The organism is Agarivorans litoreus, from assembly GCF_019649015.1.
Taxonomy (GTDB): Bacteria; Pseudomonadota; Gammaproteobacteria; order Enterobacterales; family Celerinatantimonadaceae; genus Agarivorans; species Agarivorans litoreus.
Genome location: NZ_BLPI01000001.1, coordinates 1,267,053 through 1,289,575 on the forward strand (window position 1 = coordinate 1,267,053; position 22,523 = coordinate 1,289,575).

A 22,523-nucleotide genomic window follows, 5' to 3' on the forward strand; every position below is an offset into this window, starting at 1 on the left:
TATTTAAAACAGCAAGCTTTGCTCCTCTCCCACATAAACTAGGGTTTGTCGCTGAATATCATTAGCGCTAATTAAATGAATAATAAAAGTGCGCTGCTGCAACATACCCGCAAAACTGCCGCTGCGTTTGGCAATATGTAAACAGCGTTTACTGTTATCCCATTCAAACACAATTTCGCTATAGGCCCCTTGCTCATAGCGATAACTGTCCCCCTCATCTTCATACAAGCAAAAGCGGCCATCCTCACCCGCGTATACTTCAATGGTAAGCGGGTCACTGGGTAATTCATCGTGATACTGCACCTCAGGGCCATGTGGAATAATGGCTCCGGCTTTCACCAATAAGGGCATAATGTCGATAGGCGTGCCCATCGCAATAGTTTGCCCACCTTGATAACAATGTTTGTTCCAATAGTTATACCAAGCAAGGCCAGCAGGCAACACCACCTCTCGCTCAGCTGGGTATAACTGCGTTTGCTGATGAGCGATGCCAGCATGCGCCCAACTTAAGCTACATTTAGACGAACCTTGCCAATGCGCATATTCAACCACCAGTTGATATTGTTGATTTGCCTTTAAATGACAACTGGCTTTATGGTTAAGCTGCGCTTGGGTTTGCCAACTATCAATCAACAGCTTACCGTCTAAATAGAAACGCACCCCATCGTTAGCATGAATCAGCCAGTTGTACTCGCCATCGACCGGCGCGGTGAGCAGCCCTTGCCAACGTACGCTATAACCACTTAATGGCAAACCCGCTGGCGGGCCACCTGCCCAGTTGCCATCGATGCTTTCAACCACTTGCGTAGCAACCAGCTGTTTGAATTGATCATCAGAAAAGTGTTGCTCGCTCATGCCTTGCAAGCCTTCCGCTGTGTGCAAATGCTCTGGAGCAATCAACTGTTGCTGCAAACTTTGTTGATGGAACATAGCTTGGGTAACTGGGCACACCATCAAGCTGTCGCCAAACATAAATTGATCGCTAATGTTATGCAGCTGTGCTTGCTGTCTAAAATCAAAGGCCAACAAACGCATCATGGTGCCGCCATGCTCAGTAATATTCCAAGCTTGTGAATAAATATAAGGCAATAGGCGATAACGTAAGTGGTCAAATTTAAGTAGGGCATCAAAGGCCCAATCACCGGGCTCTCCAAACTGATAGATTTCGCGCGGTGTATTGGCGCCGTGAGAGCGAAATAGCGGACAAAAAGCCCCATATTGGAACCAGCGAACATACAGCTCTTTATAGGCATCATCGTCTACACCTTCTGGGAAATTCGCACCAAAACCACTGGTAAAAAAACCACCAATGTCGGTAGTCCAATAAGGTAAACCCGCGGCACACAAGTTTAAGCCTGCTGGAATTTGCTGACGCAATACTTGCCAAGTGGCGCTAATGTCTCCCGACCAACAAGCTGCAGCGTAACGTTGCTGACCTAAATAGCTGGAGCGGCTAAGAGTGAAAACACGCTTGTCTTCTGCACCTTGCAAAATTTGCTGGCGCTGCGCTTCATAAACCCCACGCGTAGTCATTAAGGAATAACCATTTAGCACCAGCTTCCAAGAGCCTAACTCGGTATCACGTTGCTGATGGCAAAACTCCACACCATCTTTTGGATTTTGAGTTGAGATAAACTCTGGCTCGGTGCCATCCATCCACAACGCATCGACTCCCAGATCCATTAATCCGGCTTTAACGTGTTGCCAATAAATATCACGTGCGCCTTGGCTATAAGCATCGTAAATATGGCCATCGGCCCAATGTTCGGTTTCAAATAAATAGCCATTTTCTAACAAGGCCTTAAACACTGGGCTGCCCTTGCCAACAATTGGCCAAATCGACACCATAAGTTTGAAGTGCATATCATGAAGTTGCGCAATAGTAGTGGCAGCATCACCAAACACTTGCTGGTCGAACTGCATTGCGCTCCAGCCCAAATCTCCCCAGTATTTCCAATCTTGCACGATGTTATCGATGGGAATTTTTTTATCGCGATAGGTTTTGGCTGTGGCTAGCAACTCGGCAGCATTTACGTAACGCTCTTTGCTTTGCCAGTAGCCATAAGCCCACCGGCCAAATAGCGGCGCAGCGCCAGTAAGCTTTCGATAATGTTGAATAATTTGGTCAAACTCGGGGCCATAAATAACGTAAAACTCTATGCACTCTCCAGCCACTGAGCTAAAACTAAAGCCCTCACCTTGGCTAGTAAACTGGGTAAACGCAAGTTGGTTCCATAACACTGCATAACCTTTGGTGGATAGCAGCAAAGGGGCTGCTATACCTTTGTTAGATTGGCAAATCTCGCGGCTTTGCTCTTGGTAATTAAAGATCCCATCGGGATATTGGCCTAAGCCATAAAAAGCTTGTTCACCAGCGCTAACAAAGTGCTGACTAAGCGCACTATCATCACCTTGTTGCTTAAAAGTAGTTTGCGCTACGCGTAGTAGCTCACCTTCGGCAGTGCTAATGCTCAAGCCGTTTTCGCTAAACGCTATATTCAAGTGCTCGCTGCGCATTTGCTCGGCAGAGCTATACAGCGGGTCAACCGTTGATTGCGGCAATACCACCAACTCACTTAGCATTTGCTGTTTGCTTAAACTCTCGGTATCAGGGGCAATCTTCACTCTAAGCGTATTTGAGTTAAGCAAGCTCAGTTCGGCAAGCCCGTTACTTGGTTTGCCATCTTGAAGAATAGAGAAGGGAAACACTTGGCGTGACATACAATAAACCTAATGCATACAAAGATACGCTAAGTGTAAATCACTCGATAACATTTAGCGGTTTAGTAAAGCAGCAAACAAACTCAAATTAATCAATTTGGAGCACATAGCACAAAAGTGTTCTAAGCTGGCTTAGCTAAAAATACTACGCTAACCATTCGCGCGCCGACTCGGTAATGGCCACTACCGCTGGATTGGCGATTCTGCGCTCGGCAGTAATCGCAAAAAACTGTTCTCGCACATCTTGGATGCTGCCAATTAATTCAACCCCATATTGATTCACCACTTCATCGGCAATGGCGGTCGGCACAATAAACGCTCCCACGCCAGCTTGGCCAAAGGTTTTCATCAATGCACTGTCATCAAACTCACCCATAATTTGCGGGTGAATATTCTGCTTATCAAACCATTGCAATAGTCGCACATGCATAAGATTTATTTCACTTGGAATCAACAATGGCGCACCATCTAAGCAAGCCGGAAAGTTAGCGTGTAGTGACTTAGCAATGTTTGGGCTGGCTACAAAACTCACGCCACTTTCCCCTAACGCATGATTAAAGCCACGCACGCCTAAACCAGGAGGCACAGGGCCATCGGCCAACACTAAATCCAAACGGTTTAGAGCCAGCTCTGCCAACAAATTCTCTAGGGTGTTTTCTTTGCACAACATACGTAAAGGCTCACCCATGTTGTAGGCCGGCTCTAACAGACGGTATGCAATGGTTTTGGGAACCACTTCGGCGATGCCCACTTTTAGCAACTGCGGACGTTCTGCTGACCCTTGCCTTAGGCTATCTTCCAGTTCATCACCTAAAGTGAATATTTCGTCGGCGTAACTAAGAGCCAAACGGCCGGTTTCGGTTAATTCTAAGTTTCGACCCACTTTGCTAAATAAGGCGCTGCCAAAATGCTGCTCTAACAAGCTTATCTGGCCGCTAATAGTTTGTGGGGTGATATGCAGCAATTCACTGGCTCGAGCAATACCGCCTTGCTTGGCAGCCACCCAAAAATAATGCAGATGTTTATAATTTATCACAGCAAACACTTCGTATTTTTCGAACTATAAGGAAAGTATATTCGAGTATACCAAAGTATAAAAGCCCATTAAGGTAGAGACTCGTGATTCAAAGTATTGATTCAGCTTAGGAGCAGACCATGCCAGGTAGTATGAAAATTGATATGCATTCACAACACTTTCCACTGAGTGAACCGTTGCAAGCATACATAACAAGACGGATTAACTTTGCACTTGGGTCGCAGTACAACAACATTATGCGCATTGCGGTCAAGCTGTCAGATAGCAAAGAGAGCAACGGTGCCAGCGGCAAACGTTGCCAAATTCTGGTGAAGTTAGCTGGCCAAGCCGATGTGGTGATAGAAGATATTCAAGCTCAAATATATGTTGCCATAGACCGCGCAGCTAGCCGCGCCAGTCGCTCGGTAACCCGACGCATAGCTCGCGTACGCAACAAGGCGCTGCGTGCTCCCGACATTAGTGTTGCCGACTATTACGGTTTAACTGATGAAGACGATAACGATCCACTCAATAGCGAATTTGTAGAGTTCACTGAATACCCAACAAAACCAGCTGAGGAAGGAGTGACAAGATGAACAATCACCCTATTAGCAATACCCCTAGCCATGTTAACGAGAGCGTATTAGCCACTAATAAAGTTATTCGCAATACTTATGCCCTGCTCTCTATGACGCTTATGTTTAGTGGCGCTAGCGCAGCATTTTCAATGGCAATGAACCTCCCCCATCCCGGTATCATTATCACCTTGGTGGGCTACTTCGGCTTGCTGTTTGCCACTATGAAACTGCGCAATAGTGCTTGGGGCATAGTTTGCATTTTTGCCTTAACTGGCTTTATGGGCTTAACCCTAGGGCCGATACTTACCGCTTACTTAAGCCTGCCAAATGGCGGCATGATTGTGAGCCAAGCCATGGTAGCTACCGCGGTGATCTTCCTATCGCTATCTGCCTATGCCATTACCAGTAAAAAAGACTTTAGCTTTATGGGCGGCTTTTTAATGGTAGGCATTATTGTGGCTTTCCTTGCCGGTTTAGGCGCAATTTTCTTTGCTATCCCAGCACTGTCTTTAGGCGTATCGGCCATGTTTGTTTTGCTAATGTCGGGGCTAATTTTGTATGAAACCAGCAACATCATTCATGGCGGAGAAACCAACTACATTATGGCTACAACCTCATTGTTTGTTGCTATTTTCAACCTATTCACCAGCTTGTTGCATATTCTTGGTTTTCTTAACGGAGAAGACTAACTAGGCAAGAGGAGGCTTTATCATGATTAACAATTTACTTAACCAGTTTTTAGGTGCTTCTGGCGATGCTCCCAAAACCGCTGTTCGAGGAGCCGGTGTGTTAGGTGCAATGCCAAGTGGTTTAGCCGGAGGCGCTGCTGCGGGTGGCATAATGGCCTTATTAGTAAGTAACAAATCCGCACGAAAATTTGCTGGCAAAGCCGCTACCTATGGCGGTGCGGCGGTGCTAGGAGGCTTAGCTTACAGCGCCTTTAGCAATTGGAAAAAACAGTCTAATGGCGCTAACACCCACCATAACAGCCAAAAATTGGAACAAATCAATGAGTCTAGCTTTACTGCTGCTGTCGACAACAACAACTTCCAACTAAAGCTACTCCAAGCAATGATTGCTTCGGCCAAAGCAGATGGCCACATCGATCAGCAAGAACAACAACGCATTTTTGAAGCGCTAGAACAAATGCAATTAAGCGAGTCTACAAAAGCGACCCTATATGAGTTGATGCGCCAGCCTATTTCCATCGGTGATCTAGCCAATGGAGTAGACACCATCGAGCAAAAATCTGAGCTTTATTTGGCCTCTTGCTTTGCAATAAACCTAGACAACGCTACCGAGCAAGCGCATTTAGATGGCCTAGCCTACGCACTGCGCCTGCCCTTCGATTTAGCCGAACAGCTACAAAAACAAGCCCATCAAGCCATACATGAGGCAGCATAAGCATTGAGTTTAGCAAACCGGCATGGATGCTGGTGCTAACTTATTCCTCAGGTATAAGCTAAAGAACTTATTGCTACAATTTGTTAAACTTGCGCCATTCATTTACTACAGGCACAAGCTCGTGAACCGCAAAAAGAAAATCAACGAAACGCTGAAGAAAAAGGCCAAAAAAGCCAACGCTAAAAAGCAAAATAGCAACAAGCCGCGCTATATTTCAAAAGCTGAGCGCGCCGCTTTAGAAGCTGAGCAAGCAAATGGTGAACAGGCGACAACTCCCCCAACGGAAGAAAACAACACCAAGCCTTAGCTCAATCTAAATATCGTTACTAAACAAGCAAATAGTGATGACTGCGCAGAACAAACACTGGCAAGTTTCATCTACAACTGAGACATTCATTAATTATCATACAAGCATGAGAGAGCTCACATTAGTGATTTTTCGCAACGAAATTATCAAGTTTCGCAGTGCTCCCGAGATAAAAGGAAAGCTAAGGTAGCCTTAAGCTAAGAACGGTTTAAGGAGTAACGACCATGCGTCAGCATGCTATAAAGACAGGAATTTTTAAGCTAGCCGCGGTAGCAGCGGCCTTTTGTACCTTGCAATTAAGCGCAGCCCCACTGCGTGATGTTGTAAAAGATCAAGATGTATTTATTGGCGCGGCCCTAGAGACTCGCCACCTCCAAGATAAACAGTTTGCCGAAACGCTAGTTCGCGAATTTAATCAGTTAACCCCTGAAAACCAAATGAAGTGGAGCTACCTACAGCCTGAACGAGGTAAGTTTACCTTTGACAAAGCAGACCAACTGGTTGAGTTTGCGCAAAAGAACAACATGACCGTGCGTGGCCACGCACTGGTATGGCACATCCAAAACCCGGATTGGTTAGAAAATGGCGACTTCTCAAAAGAAGAAATGCTAAAAATCATGGAAGAGCATATCACCGCTGTGGTGAGCCACTACAAAGGTAAGGTGAAATACTGGGATGTGGTAAACGAAGCTTTAGATGATAATGGTGGCTGGCGCCCAACTATTTGGTATGAAGCCTTAGGTGAAGACTACATAGCAAAAGCCTTTGAGTTTGCCCACAAAGCTGACCCTGATGCGATTTTGGTTTACAACGATTACTCTACCGAAGGTAAAAGCCCTAAAGCAAATGCTGCCTACCGCTTAGCCAAAAAGCTAAAAGAGCAAGGTGTACCTATTCACGGCATAGGAACGCAGGCTCACTTAGTGGTAGGCGTGCAACCTCGAGTAGCAGACATTGCGGCTAATATTGAGCGGATAAAAGAGCTTGGCCTAGAATTCCACTTCACTGAAATAGACATGCGCATTCAAGGTGAAGCAACAGACCGCGCGTTGCAGCAACAAGCTAACATGTATGAAGAGCTAGCTAAACTTACCGCTTACTATGACAACGTGAATTTTTTGACCACTTGGGGGATTACTGACAAGTACAGTTGGATCCCATCTTGGTTTAAAGGTTACGACCACGGCTTAATGTTTGATAAACAATACAAGCCTAAACCAGCATACCTAGCGGTAAACAAAGTATTCACCGACAAAGCCCAAGGTAATTTTGATTGGGAGCCACCAGCACCATTAGCTGATACCGGACGTCGTTTCGAAGCTTTTATTAGTAACGAAGCCAAACGCCCTATGCCGCTAGACGGTGACCCAGCAAAATGGATCAATGCAGTGTTCTACCCATTTGCTTACAACCAGTTAGGCGGTAAAGACTTAACCCTGCCAGCTGAGAGCAATATCTCTGGTCGCTTTGCACTGTTGTACGATGACAACACGCTATATGGGCGCGTTGAGCGCAGAGACGACAAAACCGTAACCGGCAACAAAGCACAAGTTTGGGAAAATGACTCGGTTGAAGTATTCCTCGGCTTTGGTGAAGAGTTTGCGCAAATTCGTGCCTTAGTTGGCGAAAAGTTTGCTCCAACAGCCTTCCAAGCGGATATTGAAAACTACTGGAGCGAAGACGGCACTGTTCTAGAATTCTCTATAACACCGAAGAAAACCGATACCTTATCAGGTACTACTTTAGGCTTTAACATTGCTTTAGCCGATAATGACGCAGGCCCAGATGCGGGGCGTCACGCGCAATTGTACCCTGTACCAGGTACTAACAACGGCTGGCAAGGCCACGACTTCGGGGAAGTATTCTTTACTGCTCAAAACACCGAGATTAGTGACAAGCTGAAAGGTCAGGTAGTGAGCTTTAAAGCTGAGCCTGTAGAAGGTTTAGATATCAATACTGCATTTGATGCATCACAGTGGGCCAATGCTTACCATTACCCGTTTGCATTTAACCAACTAAACCCTGCAGACCAAACGCCACCAAGCCAAGACATTATTAGTGGAAGTTGGCGTGTAGCCTACTCTGGTAATACTTTGTATGGTGTGGTTCACCGTCATGATAACAAAACTGTAACCACCGGTGATGATTGGCAAACCGATAACATTGAGATTTTCATCAGAGTTGGCGAAGAGTTTGTGCAACTCCGTAGCATTGTGGGTCAAGACTTCCAGAAAAACACTTTCCCCGGTAAGCGTGTTGCTAAATGGAATGAAGACGGCACCATCATGCAATTTTCCATCGAACTGCCTGTAGACAGCTTAAAAGGCAAAACCATCGATTGGAACATTGCCCTCGCAGATAACGATGATGGCAGTAGCCGCAGTTCTCAGTTGTACCCTGTACCGGGAAACAACACAGCCTATTTAGGTGAGCAACTTACTATTCTAGAATTTGTTAAATAGCTAAGCTCTCCTACAAATAGCCTCGCACTCGCGAGGCTTTTTTTTAAGCAAACCTTCCAAGCTAACCCTAGCTTGATTTATCAACAAACTAAAGCTTACTATTATTGAGCCGATAGCTAACTAAGTGCTTTTATAAACAAATGCTTAGTTATTTAACCAAGGGGCAAGCAATGAGCTTTGAGCTATTCAAAAAAGTCTTCTTTACTTTGGTATTGATAGCCTTAGGTGGTGCAGCTCTTAGTTACATTTTTATCTACCATGTTCATGGCCGCGGGGTGAGCGCTAAAGACGGCTGGCTGTTTGATATTCAGGGCTACCACCAAGGCATTAGAGAATCAAAACTCACTGAAAAACCGTTATTTTTATATTTACGCAGAGAGGCCTGCCAACGCTGTATCGCATTTGAGTATGACTATCTAAACAATCCACATATAAAGCGTATACTTGAAGACTATGTGAAGGTTCAAGTAAACATTGATACCGACCGTACCCACGAACGCTTTGCCGATCAATTCAACCTTAATACCTACCCCTCACTGTTCGTTATGTTTGATCCCGAGCACCCTATTTCCAGCTATTTGGTATTAGAAATGAATCAAATTTGGGTGGCGCAAGACACCCTACAAAAAGGGAACTTTATGCCGCTATCTGAAGCTAGCTTTAGTTTATCTGTGACCCGTGCCACAATATTGGCCCGTCAAGCAGCCAATGTAGATAAACAAACTAGTGAAGCACCACCTTAACCTCTTATTTTCAAATTACCTCGTTGTGTTTTCATGCTGTTTCAGCTTAGCTAGCCATGCTAGCGATATGGTTGACAGCCTCATCGATAATGATTGGGGCATAGCCTTTGGCCTTAGACATGCCTCGATTGCTTTTCGCTCAGAAACCAGCACCGTAGCAGATGTGGTCCCACTGCTTTTTTATAAAGGTGACCACGCATACTTAGACGGCTTAGAAGCCGGTTATAAGTTTTGGAAAGAAGACGAATTTGATATCGCGGTTATGGGCCGCTACCGTTTCTTTGACATCCCTTCAGACTATCAAAACCAAATTCGAGGTGACGGCATTGATTATGGTATTCGTAGCCAATGGCGCTTCAAACCCAATTATTCTTTTAACACCGAGTTATTAAGTGATGATTCGGGCAATTTTCACGGCAATTTAGGCCTTACTTGGCAGAAGCACTACAATCGCTGGTATCTAGCGCCCTATGCCACCGCTCACCTTAAAAGCAGCGAGTACAATACCCGCTACTACGGCCTAGAGCTTTTTAAAACCCAAGCCGATGTGGATTTAAAAGCCGGTATTGATCTGCGCTACCACGTATGGCGAGACTTCTATCTAGTGGGTCGCTTAGGGGGTACTTATTACGGTAAAGAAGTACAAAACGTAGATATCATCGACAAAGATTTTCAATTCGAAAGCTTTTTGGGTATTAGCTTTTTCAATCAGCAATATCAAACCACCTCCGGTGATTGGCCAAAAGGTTACTTAAGGGTATCCCATGCTTGGGCAACCCCTTCTAACTTAGGCGATATCATCCACTTTAAAGCCAAAAAAGATCAGTATAACAACCAGTTAAGCTCGGTGTTTTATGGTCACTTACTCAGTGAAACCTTGCTAGGCTTTCCGATAGACGTTTACCTAACGCCAGGCTTGGCTTATCACCACAGCTCAGAAGTGCAGGATCCGATCCTAGAGTATGTAATTGCCTTTAAGGCTTATTACACCTTCACTTGGCCAATTCGTTGGCGCTTTGGCGTAGCAGAAGGCCTGTCTTACGTTTCCAATATTACTTATATAGAATACGTTGATTTAGCTGAAGATGGTAAAGGCTATAAACCCAGTAAACTACTTAATTATTTAGACTTTTCTTTAGATGTAAACTTAGGTGATTTATTCAAAAAACCAGCAATGGAAAAAATGTGGCTGGGCTATAACATCCATCACCGCTCGGGTATTTTCGAGAACTCATCAATGTTTGGCAGAATTAAAGGTGGTAGTAATTATCAGGGTATTCACTTTCAATGGCATTGGTAATGAAGAGAGCCGTAACATCCGTTAGGGCTAAATAAAGCCTAACAAAAACGTTGCATAATAAGGGCGTCTTCACGCCCATTTTTATCGCAGGGGTAATAGCCCTTGCGGCGATCTATTTGCTCAAACTCAAAACGCAGATAGAGCTTTTGAGCACTCACGTTGCTTTCTCTAACTTCCAGCAAAATCTGTTGCCATTGCTGCTCGTCTGCCATTTCTAACATTGCCCGCATAAGCTGGGTGCCTAAGCCCTTACCTTGCTGCTCTGGAGCTACCGCGATATTAATAAGCTCGGCTTCTCCAGCTACCACTCGCAAAATAATATAAGCCAATAAGCTGTTTCCTTGCCAAAGGCCAAGGTTACGATACAAACCACCAAAGTTACTGGTGAGTAAAGCGCGGCTCCATGGGTGCGAATGTGCTTGTTGCTCTATGTTTAGCATCATCGGCACATCCATCACCGATAGAGGGCTTAAGCTTGTTTTAAGATCTGAGCACATATCTGCTGCCATAAAATACGCTTTGCTTGCTTATCGCTAGCTAACTGCTGTGGATCGCAAAACAAGATACTGGAATGCTTAGGTGCGGTGCTCGAAGGATCTGCCCATAACACCCAAGTATCGATAGCTTCTGGAAAATGTGCAGCGCTGCAAATATGAATATCGGCCCACTCTAACTTCATCGCCGCAACAATGCCTTTAAACAGCGCTAAATGCTGCTCTAAAACTGCAGGCTCTATAATTAGCACTAGCGGCCACGACGGCGACGCTCGCAGAGTTTTGCTTACCGGAGTGGCCCGCTTGAGCCACACATCGATATCCATCTCTTGCAGGTATTGCCGCGCTTGTTTATCTATCATAATAAGCTTCTAAGTTGCTGAATATTCATCCGCTTAAGATTACTTTTTCTTTAGGCTTAAGGTAGCTTTATTCGCCCCTTGGCTACGCGCTTTTTTAAACTTATCACGCGCCTTATTGCTTGCTGCTTTATTCACAAACACCTTTTTCTCGGTGGCTGGTGAGGTTTCTGGTGCAGTTTTACTTGAATGGGCTACCGCTTGATTAATCTCGGCCATTTCCGCATCAGTTAAGTTGCGCCATTGACCAGGGCGAAGTTTATCTAGGTGCACATTCATAATACGGGTGCGCTTAAGCTTGGTAACTTCATATCCCAAGTACTCACACATGCGGCGAATTTGGCGGTTTAGCCCTTGAGTCAGCACAATGGTAAAGACAAACTTGCTGTTTACCTTCACCTTACAGGGCTTAGTCACAGTATCTAAAATAGGCACGCCACGCTGCATCCGCTCAACAAAACGCTCACTTAGGGGTTTATCTACCGTCACTACGTATTCTTTATCGTGGGCATTCTCGGCACGCAAAATTTTATTCACGATGTCGCCGTCACTAGTTAGAAAAATAAGCCCCTCGGAAGGCTTATCTAAACGGCCGATAGGGAAAATGCGCTGCTTGTGACCAATGGCATCAATAATGTTGCCTTTAACATGACGCTCTGTGGTACTGGTGATGCCAATGGGCTTGTTGTAGGCAATGTAAACACGATCAGATTTATTGCTAGCGATAGCTTTTATCAGTTTACCGTCTACTGCAACTTTATCGCCCGGTTGAACTTTAGTCCCTAACTCAGGCTTTTGACCATTAATGGTTACTCGCTGCTGTTCAATCAATTTATCGGCTTCACGTCGGGAACAAAATCCCGAGTCACTGATAAATTTATTTAGACGTTTTTCGTTTGATGCGCTCACTACAAGGACCCACTAGCTAATTAACGCGCCTATTAAACCATAGAATAGCTAGCTCAATAAGCGCTTTTAGAACTAGCTCGCCATTTGCAGCGCCATTTCTCGGCCTTGGCCGCGGATTTTGTCGATAGACACATAAAAAGAGGATGGCAATACCAGTGCGCCAGAATTTGCATGGCTGGCAAAGTAATCAATTTTGGCAGCTTTGCTTTCCAAATGATCCCAATCTTGATGCAAGCGACAAGCAAAGTTAAGCACCAAGGCACGCAACGGTTCAATTTTTGCGGCATCGGGATTTACATGAAACTCGATGGTATCGACCAAGCGCGGGGCAAACTTCCAAGCTCGCGCAAGCTCGGCACCCAGTTTTGCGGTGGTAGTGCCGAGAAGCTCTTGCTGTACAGTTTGTCGGTCTTCACCTTCTGCCACTCGAGCAACCACCTGTTCGGCAATATCAGGGGCCAAAGTAAACATCATCAAATCACCAATATTATGCAAAATACCGGCAGTGAACATTTCGTTGGCATCGATGCGTACTTTTTCAGCTATTTTGCTGGCGATACTGGCAATTTCAAAGGTATCGCTCCAGTAGCTTTGCATATCTAGCTTAGGCACTCGGGGAAAAGCACTAGTAAGCCACGACACCACTACCATGGTTTTAAGTGGCGCAATGCCTAAACGGATCACTGCTTCATTAATCGAGGCAATGGTGCGGCTGCGGCCAAAGTGAGCAGAGTTAGATAAACGCAACACTCGCGCACTAATAACCTGATCCATGGATATTTTTTTGGCCAGCATGGCAAAATCACAATCAGGATCATTAAGCATACTAACAAGCTCTTGAACCACACTGGAAACTTTAGGCAATTCATTTACACGGGATAGTAATTCTTGTTCGGTCATCCAACCCTCCTGCTAGAAAATACCACATCAAAGCAATGCCATTTTCTCGTGTACACGCTTAGTTAAGTCAAGCTTAATACATAGTTCAAGCGAAACAAATAAATAACAACACTATCAGTATGATTTAGACCGGTAAAGAGGCGAATGGTCAGCGAAGCTTTTGAGAAAAGAAACAGAACCAACTGGCGCTTTACTCAAATTATACCGAGAGTTGGTATCACGCAAGCGTTAAACACATTTACATGCTTAACGCAGGCATTCACAGCCATGGCATTGCCGAGCTACAGCTAAGCTTAGCCACTTGGTGCGCGGCCAAAATACTTAACCACGCTAGTGGCCAAAACCTCTACTATATCAAGCCCGCAGAGGCAGTAATTGACTGGAGATTAAATCCGCTTGAACAAACCGACCAAGGTTTAGCGGCATTAGATTCATAATTCTTGATGACGACTTTGGCTGCTTTACCTCCCCCAACAAGCGCCTCCCCTAGTAACTGTTCGAATGCTTCCATCCTGCAGTGATACAAATGGAATATCGATTATTCCAATTTAAGCCTTTGGCTTAAGTACACTAATGCTACTTTATTTACCTAGGCAGTTAACAATGGCAATAAACAAACCAAGCCGTATTACTTCCAAAGGATTGAGCAGCAACACCCGAGGGACAGTTAAACGCATACTTAGCAAAACCCTAAAACTAACAATCGGCTTAGCTTGTCTTGTACTAGCTTCGCTAGGCTTATCTAAGCTTGGCACGGTACACGGCAAAGAACTCCCCGAAAGCTACTTTGCTGACGGATACCCGACTATCCTTGCTCTGCTTGACTCAGAAGTATTTATGGGATTTGTATTTTTTGTCACCATTGCCATTATCATCTACATGCTTTATTTACTTTGGCAACTGCACGAAATTGCTGTTCATAAGGCCTCGCAAATGTCGAGTGCTCACACTCAAATTGTTTTTGCCCTGTCTCTTTGTGGCTTATTCATCGATAAAACCTGGTGGGTAATAGCTATAATTATTGCCTTTGCTCGCTGGGACGTATTGTCTGATGCCTTGTCAGAAATTATTAGAAAAGGCCGCTCAACATTGCAAGCTAAAGGAGAGCAATCATGAAAGAGGTAATGCTGCCTTACATTTTGATCTGCTGGTTATTGGTTAAGATGGGAGTGGTGCAATGGACGCTGCGAAACGCCACCATCATTGTTGCCTTAGGTTTTTTATTAGCCTTTGCCTTATTTACCGCCCATCGTTTTTGGTCTCCAGCCGACTTAACCGACAGCACCACGGTTAAGGCACCACACGCTGTGCTTAGCCCACTATTGGGCCAAGAAGTTGAACAAGTGTTCGTTGAACACAACCAAAAAGTCAAGCAAGGCGATTTAATTTACACCTTAAAGTCGGTAGATTCGCAGGCGCAAATGCAAAGTTTACATGCCCAAAAACTTGCGGCACAAGCCGAAATTGTAGCCTTAACTCATCAAATTGATAATGACAACAAAACCCTATATCGGCTGGAGTCACTGAATCAGTTCTCCAACGAGGCAGAGCGTGATGAAGTAAAAACTCGCTTACAAACCAGCCATGCTAAAGTCGCTGCGGCTAACGCCCAAGTACTGAATATAGAAGCGCAATTAAAAACCGCAGCTTGGCAAAATGAGCGCCGTGAAGTGCGCGCCCCCTTCGACGGACAATTATCAATTTCTAACATCGTAAATGGCACTCGCATTGGTAACATGCACCTTTACAACAATGATAAAAAGTTTGTTGAAATGCGCATTGCTGACCAAACCTACGGGCACATTAAAGTAGGACAATTTGCCGAATTTTATGTCAATGCCTACCCCGGGGAGATATTTAGAGGCCGAGTGCATAGCATCTCCACTGGAACCGGCGAAGCACGCGTACCTGTAATCAACGGTTCGCAACATGTGCGTCAACACGTAGGCAATAATGCAGGTAGCCATGGCCGTACCGTTATTATCGAATTTGATGAGCCAGAGGGTTATAGCATTCCGATAGGTGCAACAGGCTCTGGTTGGATATCTGCCACCAAACCGCACCCAGCACTGGGCTTTATGGACATTATTGGTGGCGCAACCGTAAGATTAAAAGCTTACAAAGCCTACTTATCGGCTATTTAAAGCCAAGCAATATACCTCTAGCTGGGAGCATGTCTCCCAGTACTATTTCACACCTTTATTGATAATCGGCGCAACCAGCTCCATCAACCATAGAGTTTTATTGGAATATCGCTTAGATGCCTTCATGATTAAAGCGACATCGAAGTTAAGTTTTGGCAAGGCATCTTTAGCGTTGTAAGGCGCATAACGCAAGGTAAAGCACTCGTCCAACAGTTGAGACATAAGTTGGTAATTATCAACACAAATAGAAGCTTTAATCTTGGGATCTAATACTTCAAAGTGGTTGGTATATTGATTGACTCCAGACACGATAAACTTTACATACTCGCCTTGCTGATTACCCTCAAAATACCCAGAGCCACTGTGTAAACGCTTTTGATACAAAGATTGCGGCTTATCACTAATTACATGCAGGCCGATATCCACCTCACCCTGTAAAATTAACGACTCGCTATGCTCACTCCATACCCGCATTTCGATGACAGCATTAGTTTGCTGCCGAATTGCTTGAATTAAGGCTTTACCTTTTTCCACCAAATAAGGTTCAGCAATGTGCAAGCAAACTCGCTCTAATGACTTAGGGTCAAAGCTTTCAGCTTCTAACGACAAACTTACTTGTTCAAAAGCAAGCTTAAGTTTGGGCTCAATAGCATTAGCGTAGTCCGTAGCGGTTAGTCCCTCAGCTTCCCGAACAAATAAAGGGTCATCAAGTTCTTCTCTCAGCTGCGCTAACACCTTAGATACATAAGACTGCGAGCGCCCTAATTTTTTAGCCGCCTTGCTGGTAGATCTCGATTGCATTAGCTCTAAAAACACCGTTAGCGCGTTATAGTCGGTCATTGTTTATCAAACCCTTGTTTCATCAATTGAAGGGCTGCCTTCCCCCCTTTCTTCTCATATTATGGACTATAACATTTAGCTCGGGCTTAAACTGACAAGCCTCCAAAATAATATGGAGGCTGCGAGTTAGACACTAGAACGGGTTGATTTCAAGAAGCATCTCTGCGTAGGAGCTAAGCGGATCTTACGTCCAACGACCATGCCATTAATTAGATTCATGGGAGAGTAGTGATATGAAAAATCTCAACTTCCTAGCCAATTAGCTACCACTCGCCAGCATGATATTAGCCATTATTGGCATTTGGTATATCGCCGCCTTGCTGATGAATGGTAACCAGCTAATCAACCAGCTAGAACGGAAAAAACAACAGTGGACATACAGCCAAGTTATTAGCCAAGCCTATCAAGTAAAACGGCCAATACTGCCAGCTCCGCATCAAGTAGCCTTGGAGTTAAAAAAGTCGGTTTTTGATACTGCAATTAGCTCTAAGCACTTCTTAGTTCACCATAGCTTAATCACCTTAAACTCGACCATGCTTGGTTTCTTTTTGGGCTCTGTTGTAGGGATTGTGATTGCCATTGGTATCGTTCATATTTGCTGCTTCCAACGTTCAAACCAGTGTTTAGCTACCACTTGAAGAGTTTGGCTATATTCCTGTTCTGCCTTTTTTCTCATTTGCTGACTATGAACTTTAGGATCTACCCCTGCCGCCACCAATGCTCTTGCTTCCACTCTTTTTCGGCGGGCATCTGCAAGTGAAACTTCAGGATACTGACCAAAACTGATTTTAAAGCGTTTGCCACTGACTGGTACAACGTAATTAAAAAACCACGATTTACTACCATTGGGGCGTATTCTCAGCGACAACCCATCTCCATCAGCTAGAGAATATTCAGCTTGTTTAGCTTTAGCTTGTTTAATTTGAGTGTTAGTAAGCGGTACCGCTGTTCTGGCCATTCGTTCAAGTCTCCATTGACATGGGGTTACTTGGAATTTATCTGGGGTTACATTCAGGGTTACATAAAGATCTGGATTTAACAAGACGACAAAAAACGTCTCAAGACTAAAAGCGGAGGTAAACGTTGATTTTAAAACGAAAAAAGGATGTCCTAGGACATCCTCAATTCTTAATTTGGTACCAGAGGCCGGACTTGAACCGGCACGCTATCACTAGCGGGGGATTTTGAATCCCCTATGTCTACCAATTTCATCACTCTGGCATTTGTTTACCCGCCTTGGCGAGTGATTGGCATTATAAGCTGCGTTTTTAGATTGGCAAGTGCTTTTTAGTTTAAAGCACACTAAGTGTTTAAGAATTGTGCTAGCAGCGGGTTAGTTAAAGAAAGTCGAAGATTTTGCTGCTCAGATTAATTCTCAGCCAGCGCAGATTTGCTACCATACAAGAAATTTCTTAGAGGCAACAAAACCATGGCTAACGCTAGCGCTACCACTTCACTGCCAACCGCAGGTTTCTTTCGTCGTTTAGGGGCTTATATTTACGATGCTTTAATGGCCATTGCTATTGGCATGGTAGCCACCATGCTTGGTTTAGCTGCAGTAGCCATAGGTACCAGCATAGGGCTTATTACGCTCCCCGAAGGGGTTGAACACTCTACTTACCTAGTTGGTCAAATTTGGTTTCAGGGCTTAATTTGGGGCAGCATAATCATGTTTTATATTTGGTTTTGGCATAACCATGGCCAAACCATTGGAATGCGAGCTTGGCGTTTACGGGTGCAAAATAAAGACGGCTCGAACATTTCTTACACCCAAGCACTTATTCGTTTATTTACTTCGGCACTTGGGGTAGGAAATTTGATGGTAATCGTCACCAAAGACAACACTGCTTTCCAAGATATTTGGGGCAGATGCCAAGTGGTGACCTTGCCTAAAAAGTAACGCTAGGTTCTACGATTAATCAAAAAGAACGCAATACCTAGTACGAGTACACTAGGTATTGAAGCACTAATGTAAGGGTGTACTCCGTAAACTAGACTCATTGAACCAAGCACCTGATCTAAGATGTAATAGCTAAAGCCAGCCACCACACCCAACATGATTTTTGCTCCCATACTCGAGCTACGCAGCGGGCCAAATACAAACGACAAAGCCAAAAGCATCATAATACCGGTAAGTATCGGCATCATTAACTTACGCGCCAATGCTAGCTCGTAACGGGCTGGGTCTTGGCGGTTTTGCTTTAAGTAGCCAATGTAAGAGTACATGCCAGAGATAGACAGATCGTGAGGTTTAACGGTTACTACACTCAATTTATCGGGAGTTAAGGTACTGCTCCAAGGGTAATCTTCGTAGTAAGTCTCAACAACTCCATCATCACTAAAGTCGATAACTTTGGCGTCTTTAATCAACCAACGGTTGCTATCATAAACCGCCTGATCACCCTCAACTTGCTGGTACAATTCTGCGTCATCATTAAAGCGATAAATAGTGATATTGAATAGCTGTTTACTCTCTTGTACTTCGCCAATATTTACAAAACTTTCACCGTCCTTTGCCCACACACCACGCTGCACTGCAACCATGGCTCCGCCCGACATTTTACTTGAGCGCAATTCTTTAGCGGCCATATCTGCGCGAGGCGCGACGTACTCACCCAGCAACATCATCACGATCATCATTGGCACCGCTGTTTTTAACACTGCGACTGAAATATTAAACCGTGATAAACCAGAGCTTTGCATCACTACCAGTTCACTGGTGCTAGCTAAAGAGCCTAAACCAATCAGTGAGCCAAGCAGCGCGGCCATAGGAAAAAAGATTTCAAGTTCGCGAGGCACACTAAGCAAAACATACCAAAGGGCGTCGATAATTTGATAATCGCCTTGTCCTACGCTGCCTAGTTGCTCAACAAATTTTACGATCATGCTTAAGCTTTGCAAGGTAACCAGTACCAACAAGCTCGACATGATGATGGTGCGGCCTATATACCAATCAAGAATTCGAAACACAGGCCTTTCCTTTCACTTTTCCGCGAATTTTCAGATAATACTCGCTACGTAAAAACAAATAGCTGAGCGAAATAAACAGCATTAAGGCATGCACTGACCACAAGCCCACTTCTGGTGGTATTTTACCTTCTTCTAACGCACTTCTTGCAGCACTCAACATCAAGTAATAACTTAGGTACAACAAAATAGCCGGCAGCAATTTGGCGTAACGGCCTTGGCGTGGATTAACTGCCGCTAAGGGCACCACCATTAAAGTTAAAATAGGAATAGTAAGCGGCAAAGAAATACGCCATTGCAACTCGGCAATTTGGGTTAGATCCTCAGAGCCAATTAACTGTTTTGTGGGTAAAGACCACAAACGGCGTTGCGACTGGTTGCCTTGTTGCTCGCGCAAATACACCCGATATCGCTCAAAGTGTAGAATGCTGTAATCAAGCTCCTCTGGCGCTTGCTCATAACGCTTACCATTACTTAGCACCATCCATTGCGAGCCATCGGTGCGACGTTCAATACCACCTTTTTCCGCCATAACAACAGAAGGGCGAGTATCGCTGCCTTCATCAGGTGTATGCGCTACAAATACTTTTTCAAGATGTTGGCCTTTGTTTTCAATTTGCTCCACAAAGGTCACCACCCCGCCGCCCAAGGACTCAAAGCGCCCCTGCACCAATACCGATATGCCGGCTTCTGCATCCATTTGGTCAAATAGCTGTTGCTCTAACTCATTGGTATACGGGCTTAAATACAAGGTGTTAAAACCTGCAGCCGCGGTAGACAGTAAACCCAGCACCATCGTATCGCGCAGCAATTGGGCGGTGCTATAACCACACGCTTGCAACACCACCATTTCACTGTCTGCGTATAAACGGCCATGAGCCACCAAAACGCCGATAAACATACTTATTGGTAGGATAAGAATCAAAAAGGCAGGCATGTTCAATAACATAACCTTAGCGATAATTTCACCTGCAACGTTGCCTTCGGCAGCTTGAGATAAGACTCGAACAAACTTTTGCGAGGTAAAAATCAATAATAAAACAGCCAACACCGCCAGTTGGGTTTTTGCTGTTTCTCTAAATAAGTAACGGAATATTAGCACTCAGTCATTCACTTCAAACATAGAACTTTGCTGGTAATAGCAAAAAATTCAGATAAACTTTCTATTTTTTACAGTTTCACATAGCAATATGTGCCTGTATAGCTCATATTTATTTAAACAGTAGATAGAATCGGCCACCCGTTCTAGCAGGTAAGCTATCTTAACCCAGTTTTGGAGATTGTAGGAGTATTCATGGAGTTTAGCGTAAAAAGCGGTAGCCCGGAGAAGCAACGTAGTGCGTGTATAGTTGTAGGTGTGTACGAACCACGTCGTTTATCGCCCGTTGCCGAACAACTCGACAAAATTAGCGATGGCTATATTAGCGCCTTATTACGTCGCGGTGATTTAGAAGGTAAAGCTGGCCAAGTACTGTTGTTACATCATGTACCTAACGTATTAAGCGAGCGCGTATTATTAGTTGGTTGTGGTAAAGAGCGCGAACTAAACGAGCGTCAGTACCGCCAAATCATTACTAAAACCATTAATACCCTAAACGAAACGGGTTCTATGGAGGCGGTATGTTTCTTACCAGAGTTGCATGTTAAGTCTCGCAATACCTACTGGAAAGTTCGCCAAGCAGTAGAAACCACTCAAGAAACGCTCTACAGCTTTGATATGCTAAAAAGCAATCGCGAAGAAACCCGTCGCCCACTGCGCAAAATTGTATTTAACGTGCCTACTCGCCGCGAGCTCACCGTTGGTGAAAGCGCGGTTCAACACGGTTTAGCAGTCGCTCAAGGGGTTAAACACGCTAAAGATCTAGCCAACTTACCACCTAACATTTGTAACCCTGCTTATTTAGCCGAACAAGCTAAAGAGTTACAAAGCAACTACGACAACGTAAAAGTAACCACCTTAGGTGAAGCGCAAATGGCGGCACTTAAAATGGACTCATACTTGGCTGTGGGTCGTGGTTCAGATAACGAATCAATTATGAGTGTGATCGAGTACTGTGCACCAGGCTGCGAAGACCAAAAACCAATTGTATTAGTAGGTAAAGGGCTTACTTTTGACTCTGGCGGTATTTCACTAAAACCCGGCGCAGGCATGGATGAAATGAAATACGACATGGGCGGTGCTGCAGGTGTTTATGGCACCATGAAAGCACTGGCCGAATTACAGTTACCGCTTAAAGTGACCGGCATTCTTGCAGGCTGTGAAAACATGCCTGGCGGCAACGCCTATCGCCCTGGTGATGTTATCACCACGATGTCGGGCATTACTGTAGAAGTACTAAATACCGACGCCGAAGGGCGCATGGTATTGTGTGACGTGCTCACCTATGTAGAGCGTTACGAGCCTGAGTTAGTGATTGATGTAGCCACCCTAACCGGTGCCTGTGTCATTGCGCTAGGCCACCACACCACCGGTTTAATGACGCCGCACAACCCCCTTGCACACGACTTACTTAACTGTGCTGAGCAAAGTGGTGATAAAACCTGGCGACTACCGTTAGGTGAAGAGTATCAAGAGCAACTAAACAGTAACTTTGCCGACATGGCCAATATTGGAGGTAAAACCGCAGGCTCTATCACTGCAGCTTGTTTCTTGTCGCGCTTTACTAAAAAGTACAACTGGGCTCACCTAGATATTGCCGGTACAGCTTGGAAGACTGGCGGCGAAAAAGGCGCAACCGGTCGCCCAGTGCCATTGCTGACTCAATTCTTAATTAGCAAAACTGATCAAGAAATAGAAGAATAAGCCAATACGCTTATTCACTAAAAGGGAGCATTTGCTCCCTCTTTTCTTTTCAGGGCAAAATTTCTTGCTCAAAGGCCTAAAACTAAGCATTGCCGTGCATATTTCAAACAAGTAGTCTCTAGCGTATGAAAGCGAAATTTTATATCATGCCCGATTCTGTCATCACTGACAGCGAAGCGTTCGATAAAATAGTGTGTGATGTGCTTGCACAATACTATCGAAACGGGGAGCGCATACAGGTGTATACCTCTTCCAAGCAGCATGCAGAGCGGATTGACGAAGTGCTTTGGCAATTTGAAGCCGAGCAATTTGTGCCGCACAACCTCAGTGGTGAAGGCCCCAAAGGAGGGGCGCCTGTCGAAATATCATGGCAGGCACCTAGGCAACGTCGTCAGTGTTTAGTGAATCTCACAGATACGGCACCAGATTTTGCCAGAAATTTTCAACATATTATCGATTTTGTGCCAGCAGATGAAACCGGCAAGGCTGCGGCTAGAGAACGTTATCGAGTGTATCGCCAACAGGGTCTACAATTAGACACCGCAGCGTACACAAACCCAGAAATTACATAGAGTCA

Annotated in this window: 24 protein-coding genes and 1 tRNA gene; 14 read left to right on the top strand and 11 right to left on the bottom strand. The window is 44.8% G+C overall.

Annotation, left to right across the window (positions count from 1 at the left end):
• Positions 1-3: 3 nt before the first annotated feature.
• Both K5L93_RS05900 and nhaR read right to left on the bottom strand, forming a co-directional pair.
• A complete protein-coding gene (locus tag K5L93_RS05900) occupies positions 4-2,721 on the bottom strand; it encodes a TIM-barrel domain-containing protein (protein WP_220718887.1) in 2,718 nt (905 codons plus the stop codon).
• Between the two features lie 145 nt (positions 2,722-2,866).
• Positions 2,867-3,757: a transcriptional activator NhaR gene (gene nhaR, locus K5L93_RS05905; RefSeq protein ID WP_246614997.1), complete on the bottom strand. Its 891-nt coding sequence runs from the start codon at positions 3,755-3,757 to the stop codon at positions 2,867-2,869.
• A 119-nt stretch (positions 3,758-3,876) separates the two neighbouring features.
• Between nhaR and K5L93_RS05910 the strand changes: the two genes are divergently transcribed.
• The 7 genes from K5L93_RS05910 to K5L93_RS05940 all read left to right on the top strand — a co-directional run bounded on the left by K5L93_RS05910 (position 3,877) and on the right by K5L93_RS05940 (position 10,530).
• On the top strand, positions 3,877-4,332 hold the full coding sequence (locus tag K5L93_RS05910) for an HPF/RaiA family ribosome-associated protein (RefSeq protein ID WP_220718888.1): 456 nt from the start codon (positions 3,877-3,879) through the stop codon (positions 4,330-4,332).
• Positions 4,329-5,003, top strand: coding sequence for a Bax inhibitor-1/YccA family protein (locus tag K5L93_RS05915; RefSeq protein ID WP_220718889.1), 675 nt, complete (start codon positions 4,329-4,331; stop codon positions 5,001-5,003). Before K5L93_RS05910 ends, K5L93_RS05915 begins: the two co-directional genes overlap by 4 nt.
• A gap of 22 nt (positions 5,004-5,025) precedes the next feature.
• Entirely contained in the window at positions 5,026-5,718 is a 693-nt protein-coding gene (locus K5L93_RS05920) for a tellurite resistance TerB family protein (protein ID WP_246614998.1), read from the top strand.
• A 22-nt stretch (positions 5,719-5,740) separates the two neighbouring features.
• Positions 5,741-6,025 (top strand): DUF2986 domain-containing protein, encoded by a 285-nt coding sequence (locus tag K5L93_RS05925; protein ID WP_373869968.1) that lies wholly within the window; start codon positions 5,741-5,743, stop codon positions 6,023-6,025.
• A gap of 224 nt (positions 6,026-6,249) precedes the next feature.
• Positions 6,250-8,487, top strand: coding sequence for an endo-1,4-beta-xylanase (locus K5L93_RS05930; RefSeq protein WP_220718890.1), 2,238 nt, complete (start codon positions 6,250-6,252; stop codon positions 8,485-8,487).
• Between the two features lie 170 nt (positions 8,488-8,657).
• The gene (locus K5L93_RS05935; protein WP_220718891.1) at positions 8,658-9,230 is read left to right on the top strand and encodes a thioredoxin family protein; all 573 of its coding nucleotides are present in this window, start codon (positions 8,658-8,660) and stop codon (positions 9,228-9,230) included.
• Positions 9,231-9,297: 67 nt separating this feature from the next.
• Positions 9,298-10,530: a MipA/OmpV family protein gene (locus tag K5L93_RS05940; RefSeq protein ID WP_220718892.1), complete on the top strand. Its 1,233-nt coding sequence runs from the start codon at positions 9,298-9,300 to the stop codon at positions 10,528-10,530.
• A gap of 38 nt (positions 10,531-10,568) precedes the next feature.
• Here the strand turns inward: K5L93_RS05940 and rimI are convergent, their stop codons facing one another.
• The 4 genes from rimI to K5L93_RS05960 form a co-directional block, all read right to left on the bottom strand.
• Complete coding sequence (rimI, locus tag K5L93_RS05945) at positions 10,569-11,039, bottom strand: ribosomal protein S18-alanine N-acetyltransferase (protein ID WP_246614999.1); 471 nt, start codon at positions 11,037-11,039, stop codon at positions 10,569-10,571.
• Entirely contained in the window at positions 11,000-11,386 is a 387-nt protein-coding gene (locus K5L93_RS05950; protein WP_220718893.1) for a DNA polymerase III subunit psi, read from the bottom strand. The genes rimI and K5L93_RS05950 overlap by 40 nt, the downstream gene beginning before the upstream one ends.
• 39 nt (positions 11,387-11,425) lie before the next feature.
• Entirely contained in the window at positions 11,426-12,292 is an 867-nt protein-coding gene (rluF, locus tag K5L93_RS05955) for a 23S rRNA pseudouridine(2604) synthase RluF (RefSeq protein WP_220718894.1), read from the bottom strand.
• Between the two features lie 72 nt (positions 12,293-12,364).
• Positions 12,365-13,192: an HDOD domain-containing protein gene (locus K5L93_RS05960; RefSeq protein WP_220718895.1), complete on the bottom strand. Its 828-nt coding sequence runs from the start codon at positions 13,190-13,192 to the stop codon at positions 12,365-12,367.
• Between the two features lie 242 nt (positions 13,193-13,434).
• Between K5L93_RS05960 and K5L93_RS05965 the strand changes: the two genes are divergently transcribed.
• The 3 genes from K5L93_RS05965 (at position 13,435) to K5L93_RS05975 (ending at position 15,336) form a co-directional block, all read left to right on the top strand.
• Entirely contained in the window at positions 13,435-13,629 is a 195-nt protein-coding gene (locus tag K5L93_RS05965; RefSeq protein WP_220718896.1) for a hypothetical protein, read from the top strand.
• 166 nt (positions 13,630-13,795) lie between these two features.
• Complete coding sequence (locus K5L93_RS05970; protein WP_220718897.1) at positions 13,796-14,308, top strand: magnesium transporter; 513 nt, start codon at positions 13,796-13,798, stop codon at positions 14,306-14,308.
• Positions 14,305-15,336, top strand: coding sequence for an HlyD family secretion protein (locus K5L93_RS05975; protein WP_220718898.1), 1,032 nt, complete (start codon positions 14,305-14,307; stop codon positions 15,334-15,336). Before K5L93_RS05970 ends, K5L93_RS05975 begins: the two co-directional genes overlap by 4 nt.
• 42 nt (positions 15,337-15,378) lie before the next feature.
• On the opposite strand, the gene K5L93_RS05980 is transcribed toward K5L93_RS05975, so the two are convergent.
• A complete protein-coding gene (locus K5L93_RS05980; protein ID WP_220718899.1) occupies positions 15,379-16,176 on the bottom strand; it encodes a LysR family transcriptional regulator in 798 nt (265 codons plus the stop codon).
• Positions 16,177-16,454: 278 nt separating this feature from the next.
• Between K5L93_RS05980 and K5L93_RS05985 the strand changes: the two genes are divergently transcribed.
• Positions 16,455-16,814: an ABC transporter permease family protein gene (locus K5L93_RS05985; protein WP_220718900.1), complete on the top strand. Its 360-nt coding sequence runs from the start codon at positions 16,455-16,457 to the stop codon at positions 16,812-16,814.
• Here K5L93_RS05985 and K5L93_RS05990 read toward each other — a convergent pair.
• Complete coding sequence (locus K5L93_RS05990) at positions 16,766-17,134, bottom strand: integrase arm-type DNA-binding domain-containing protein (RefSeq protein ID WP_220718901.1); 369 nt, start codon at positions 17,132-17,134, stop codon at positions 16,766-16,768. The genes K5L93_RS05985 and K5L93_RS05990 overlap by 49 nt on opposite strands.
• Before the next feature lie 176 nt (positions 17,135-17,310).
• A tRNA-Leu gene (locus K5L93_RS05995) sits at positions 17,311-17,397 on the bottom strand.
• 208 nt (positions 17,398-17,605) lie between these two features.
• On the opposite strand from K5L93_RS05995, the gene K5L93_RS06000 reads away from it, so the two are divergent.
• Positions 17,606-18,076, top strand: a complete 471-nt coding sequence (locus K5L93_RS06000) for an RDD family protein (protein WP_016401644.1) — start codon at positions 17,606-17,608, stop codon at positions 18,074-18,076.
• Between the two features lie 2 nt (positions 18,077-18,078).
• Here the strand turns inward: K5L93_RS06000 and lptG are convergent, their stop codons facing one another.
• A complete protein-coding gene (gene lptG / locus K5L93_RS06005) occupies positions 18,079-19,146 on the bottom strand; it encodes an LPS export ABC transporter permease LptG (RefSeq protein ID WP_220718902.1) in 1,068 nt (355 codons plus the stop codon).
• Entirely contained in the window at positions 19,130-20,245 is a 1,116-nt protein-coding gene (gene lptF / locus K5L93_RS06010) for an LPS export ABC transporter permease LptF (protein ID WP_220718903.1), read from the bottom strand. Before lptF ends, lptG begins: the two co-directional genes overlap by 17 nt.
• A gap of 192 nt (positions 20,246-20,437) precedes the next feature.
• Between lptF and pepA the strand changes: the two genes are divergently transcribed.
• The gene (gene pepA, locus K5L93_RS06015) at positions 20,438-21,946 is read left to right on the top strand and encodes a leucyl aminopeptidase (protein WP_220718904.1); all 1,509 of its coding nucleotides are present in this window, start codon (positions 20,438-20,440) and stop codon (positions 21,944-21,946) included.
• A 125-nt stretch (positions 21,947-22,071) separates the two neighbouring features.
• Positions 22,072-22,518, top strand: a complete 447-nt coding sequence (locus K5L93_RS06020) for a DNA polymerase III subunit chi (RefSeq protein WP_220718905.1) — start codon at positions 22,072-22,074, stop codon at positions 22,516-22,518.
• The last annotated feature ends 5 nt before the right edge of the window (positions 22,519-22,523 follow it).

Coding starts and splice junctions, on each gene's coding strand:
- K5L93_RS05900 (WP_220718887.1), bottom strand. CDS start 2,721: ATGTCACGCCAAGTGTTTCCCTTCTCTATTCTTCAAGATGGCAAACCA.
- K5L93_RS05910 (WP_220718888.1), top strand. CDS start 3,877: ATGCCAGGTAGTATGAAAATTGATATGCATTCACAACACTTTCCACTG.
- K5L93_RS05915 (WP_220718889.1), top strand. CDS start 4,329: ATGAACAATCACCCTATTAGCAATACCCCTAGCCATGTTAACGAGAGC.
- K5L93_RS05920 (WP_246614998.1), top strand. CDS start 5,026: ATGATTAACAATTTACTTAACCAGTTTTTAGGTGCTTCTGGCGATGCT.
- K5L93_RS05925 (WP_373869968.1), top strand. CDS start 5,741: ATGGATGCTGGTGCTAACTTATTCCTCAGGTATAAGCTAAAGAACTTA.
- K5L93_RS05930 (WP_220718890.1), top strand. CDS start 6,250: ATGCGTCAGCATGCTATAAAGACAGGAATTTTTAAGCTAGCCGCGGTA.
- K5L93_RS05935 (WP_220718891.1), top strand. CDS start 8,658: ATGAGCTTTGAGCTATTCAAAAAAGTCTTCTTTACTTTGGTATTGATA.
- K5L93_RS05940 (WP_220718892.1), top strand. CDS start 9,298: ATGGTTGACAGCCTCATCGATAATGATTGGGGCATAGCCTTTGGCCTT.
- rimI (WP_246614999.1), bottom strand. CDS start 11,039: ATGGCAGCAGATATGTGCTCAGATCTTAAAACAAGCTTAAGCCCTCTA.
- K5L93_RS05950 (WP_220718893.1), bottom strand. CDS start 11,386: ATGATAGATAAACAAGCGCGGCAATACCTGCAAGAGATGGATATCGAT.
- K5L93_RS05960 (WP_220718895.1), bottom strand. CDS start 13,192: ATGACCGAACAAGAATTACTATCCCGTGTAAATGAATTGCCTAAAGTT.
- K5L93_RS05965 (WP_220718896.1), top strand. CDS start 13,435: ATGCTTAACGCAGGCATTCACAGCCATGGCATTGCCGAGCTACAGCTA.
- K5L93_RS05970 (WP_220718897.1), top strand. CDS start 13,796: ATGGCAATAAACAAACCAAGCCGTATTACTTCCAAAGGATTGAGCAGC.
- K5L93_RS05975 (WP_220718898.1), top strand. CDS start 14,305: ATGAAAGAGGTAATGCTGCCTTACATTTTGATCTGCTGGTTATTGGTT.
- K5L93_RS05980 (WP_220718899.1), bottom strand. CDS start 16,176: ATGACCGACTATAACGCGCTAACGGTGTTTTTAGAGCTAATGCAATCG.
- K5L93_RS05985 (WP_220718900.1), top strand. CDS start 16,455: ATGATATTAGCCATTATTGGCATTTGGTATATCGCCGCCTTGCTGATG.
- K5L93_RS05990 (WP_220718901.1), bottom strand. CDS start 17,134: ATGGCCAGAACAGCGGTACCGCTTACTAACACTCAAATTAAACAAGCT.
- K5L93_RS06000 (WP_016401644.1), top strand. CDS start 17,606: ATGGCTAACGCTAGCGCTACCACTTCACTGCCAACCGCAGGTTTCTTT.
- pepA (WP_220718904.1), top strand. CDS start 20,438: ATGGAGTTTAGCGTAAAAAGCGGTAGCCCGGAGAAGCAACGTAGTGCG.
- K5L93_RS06020 (WP_220718905.1), top strand. CDS start 22,072: ATGAAAGCGAAATTTTATATCATGCCCGATTCTGTCATCACTGACAGC.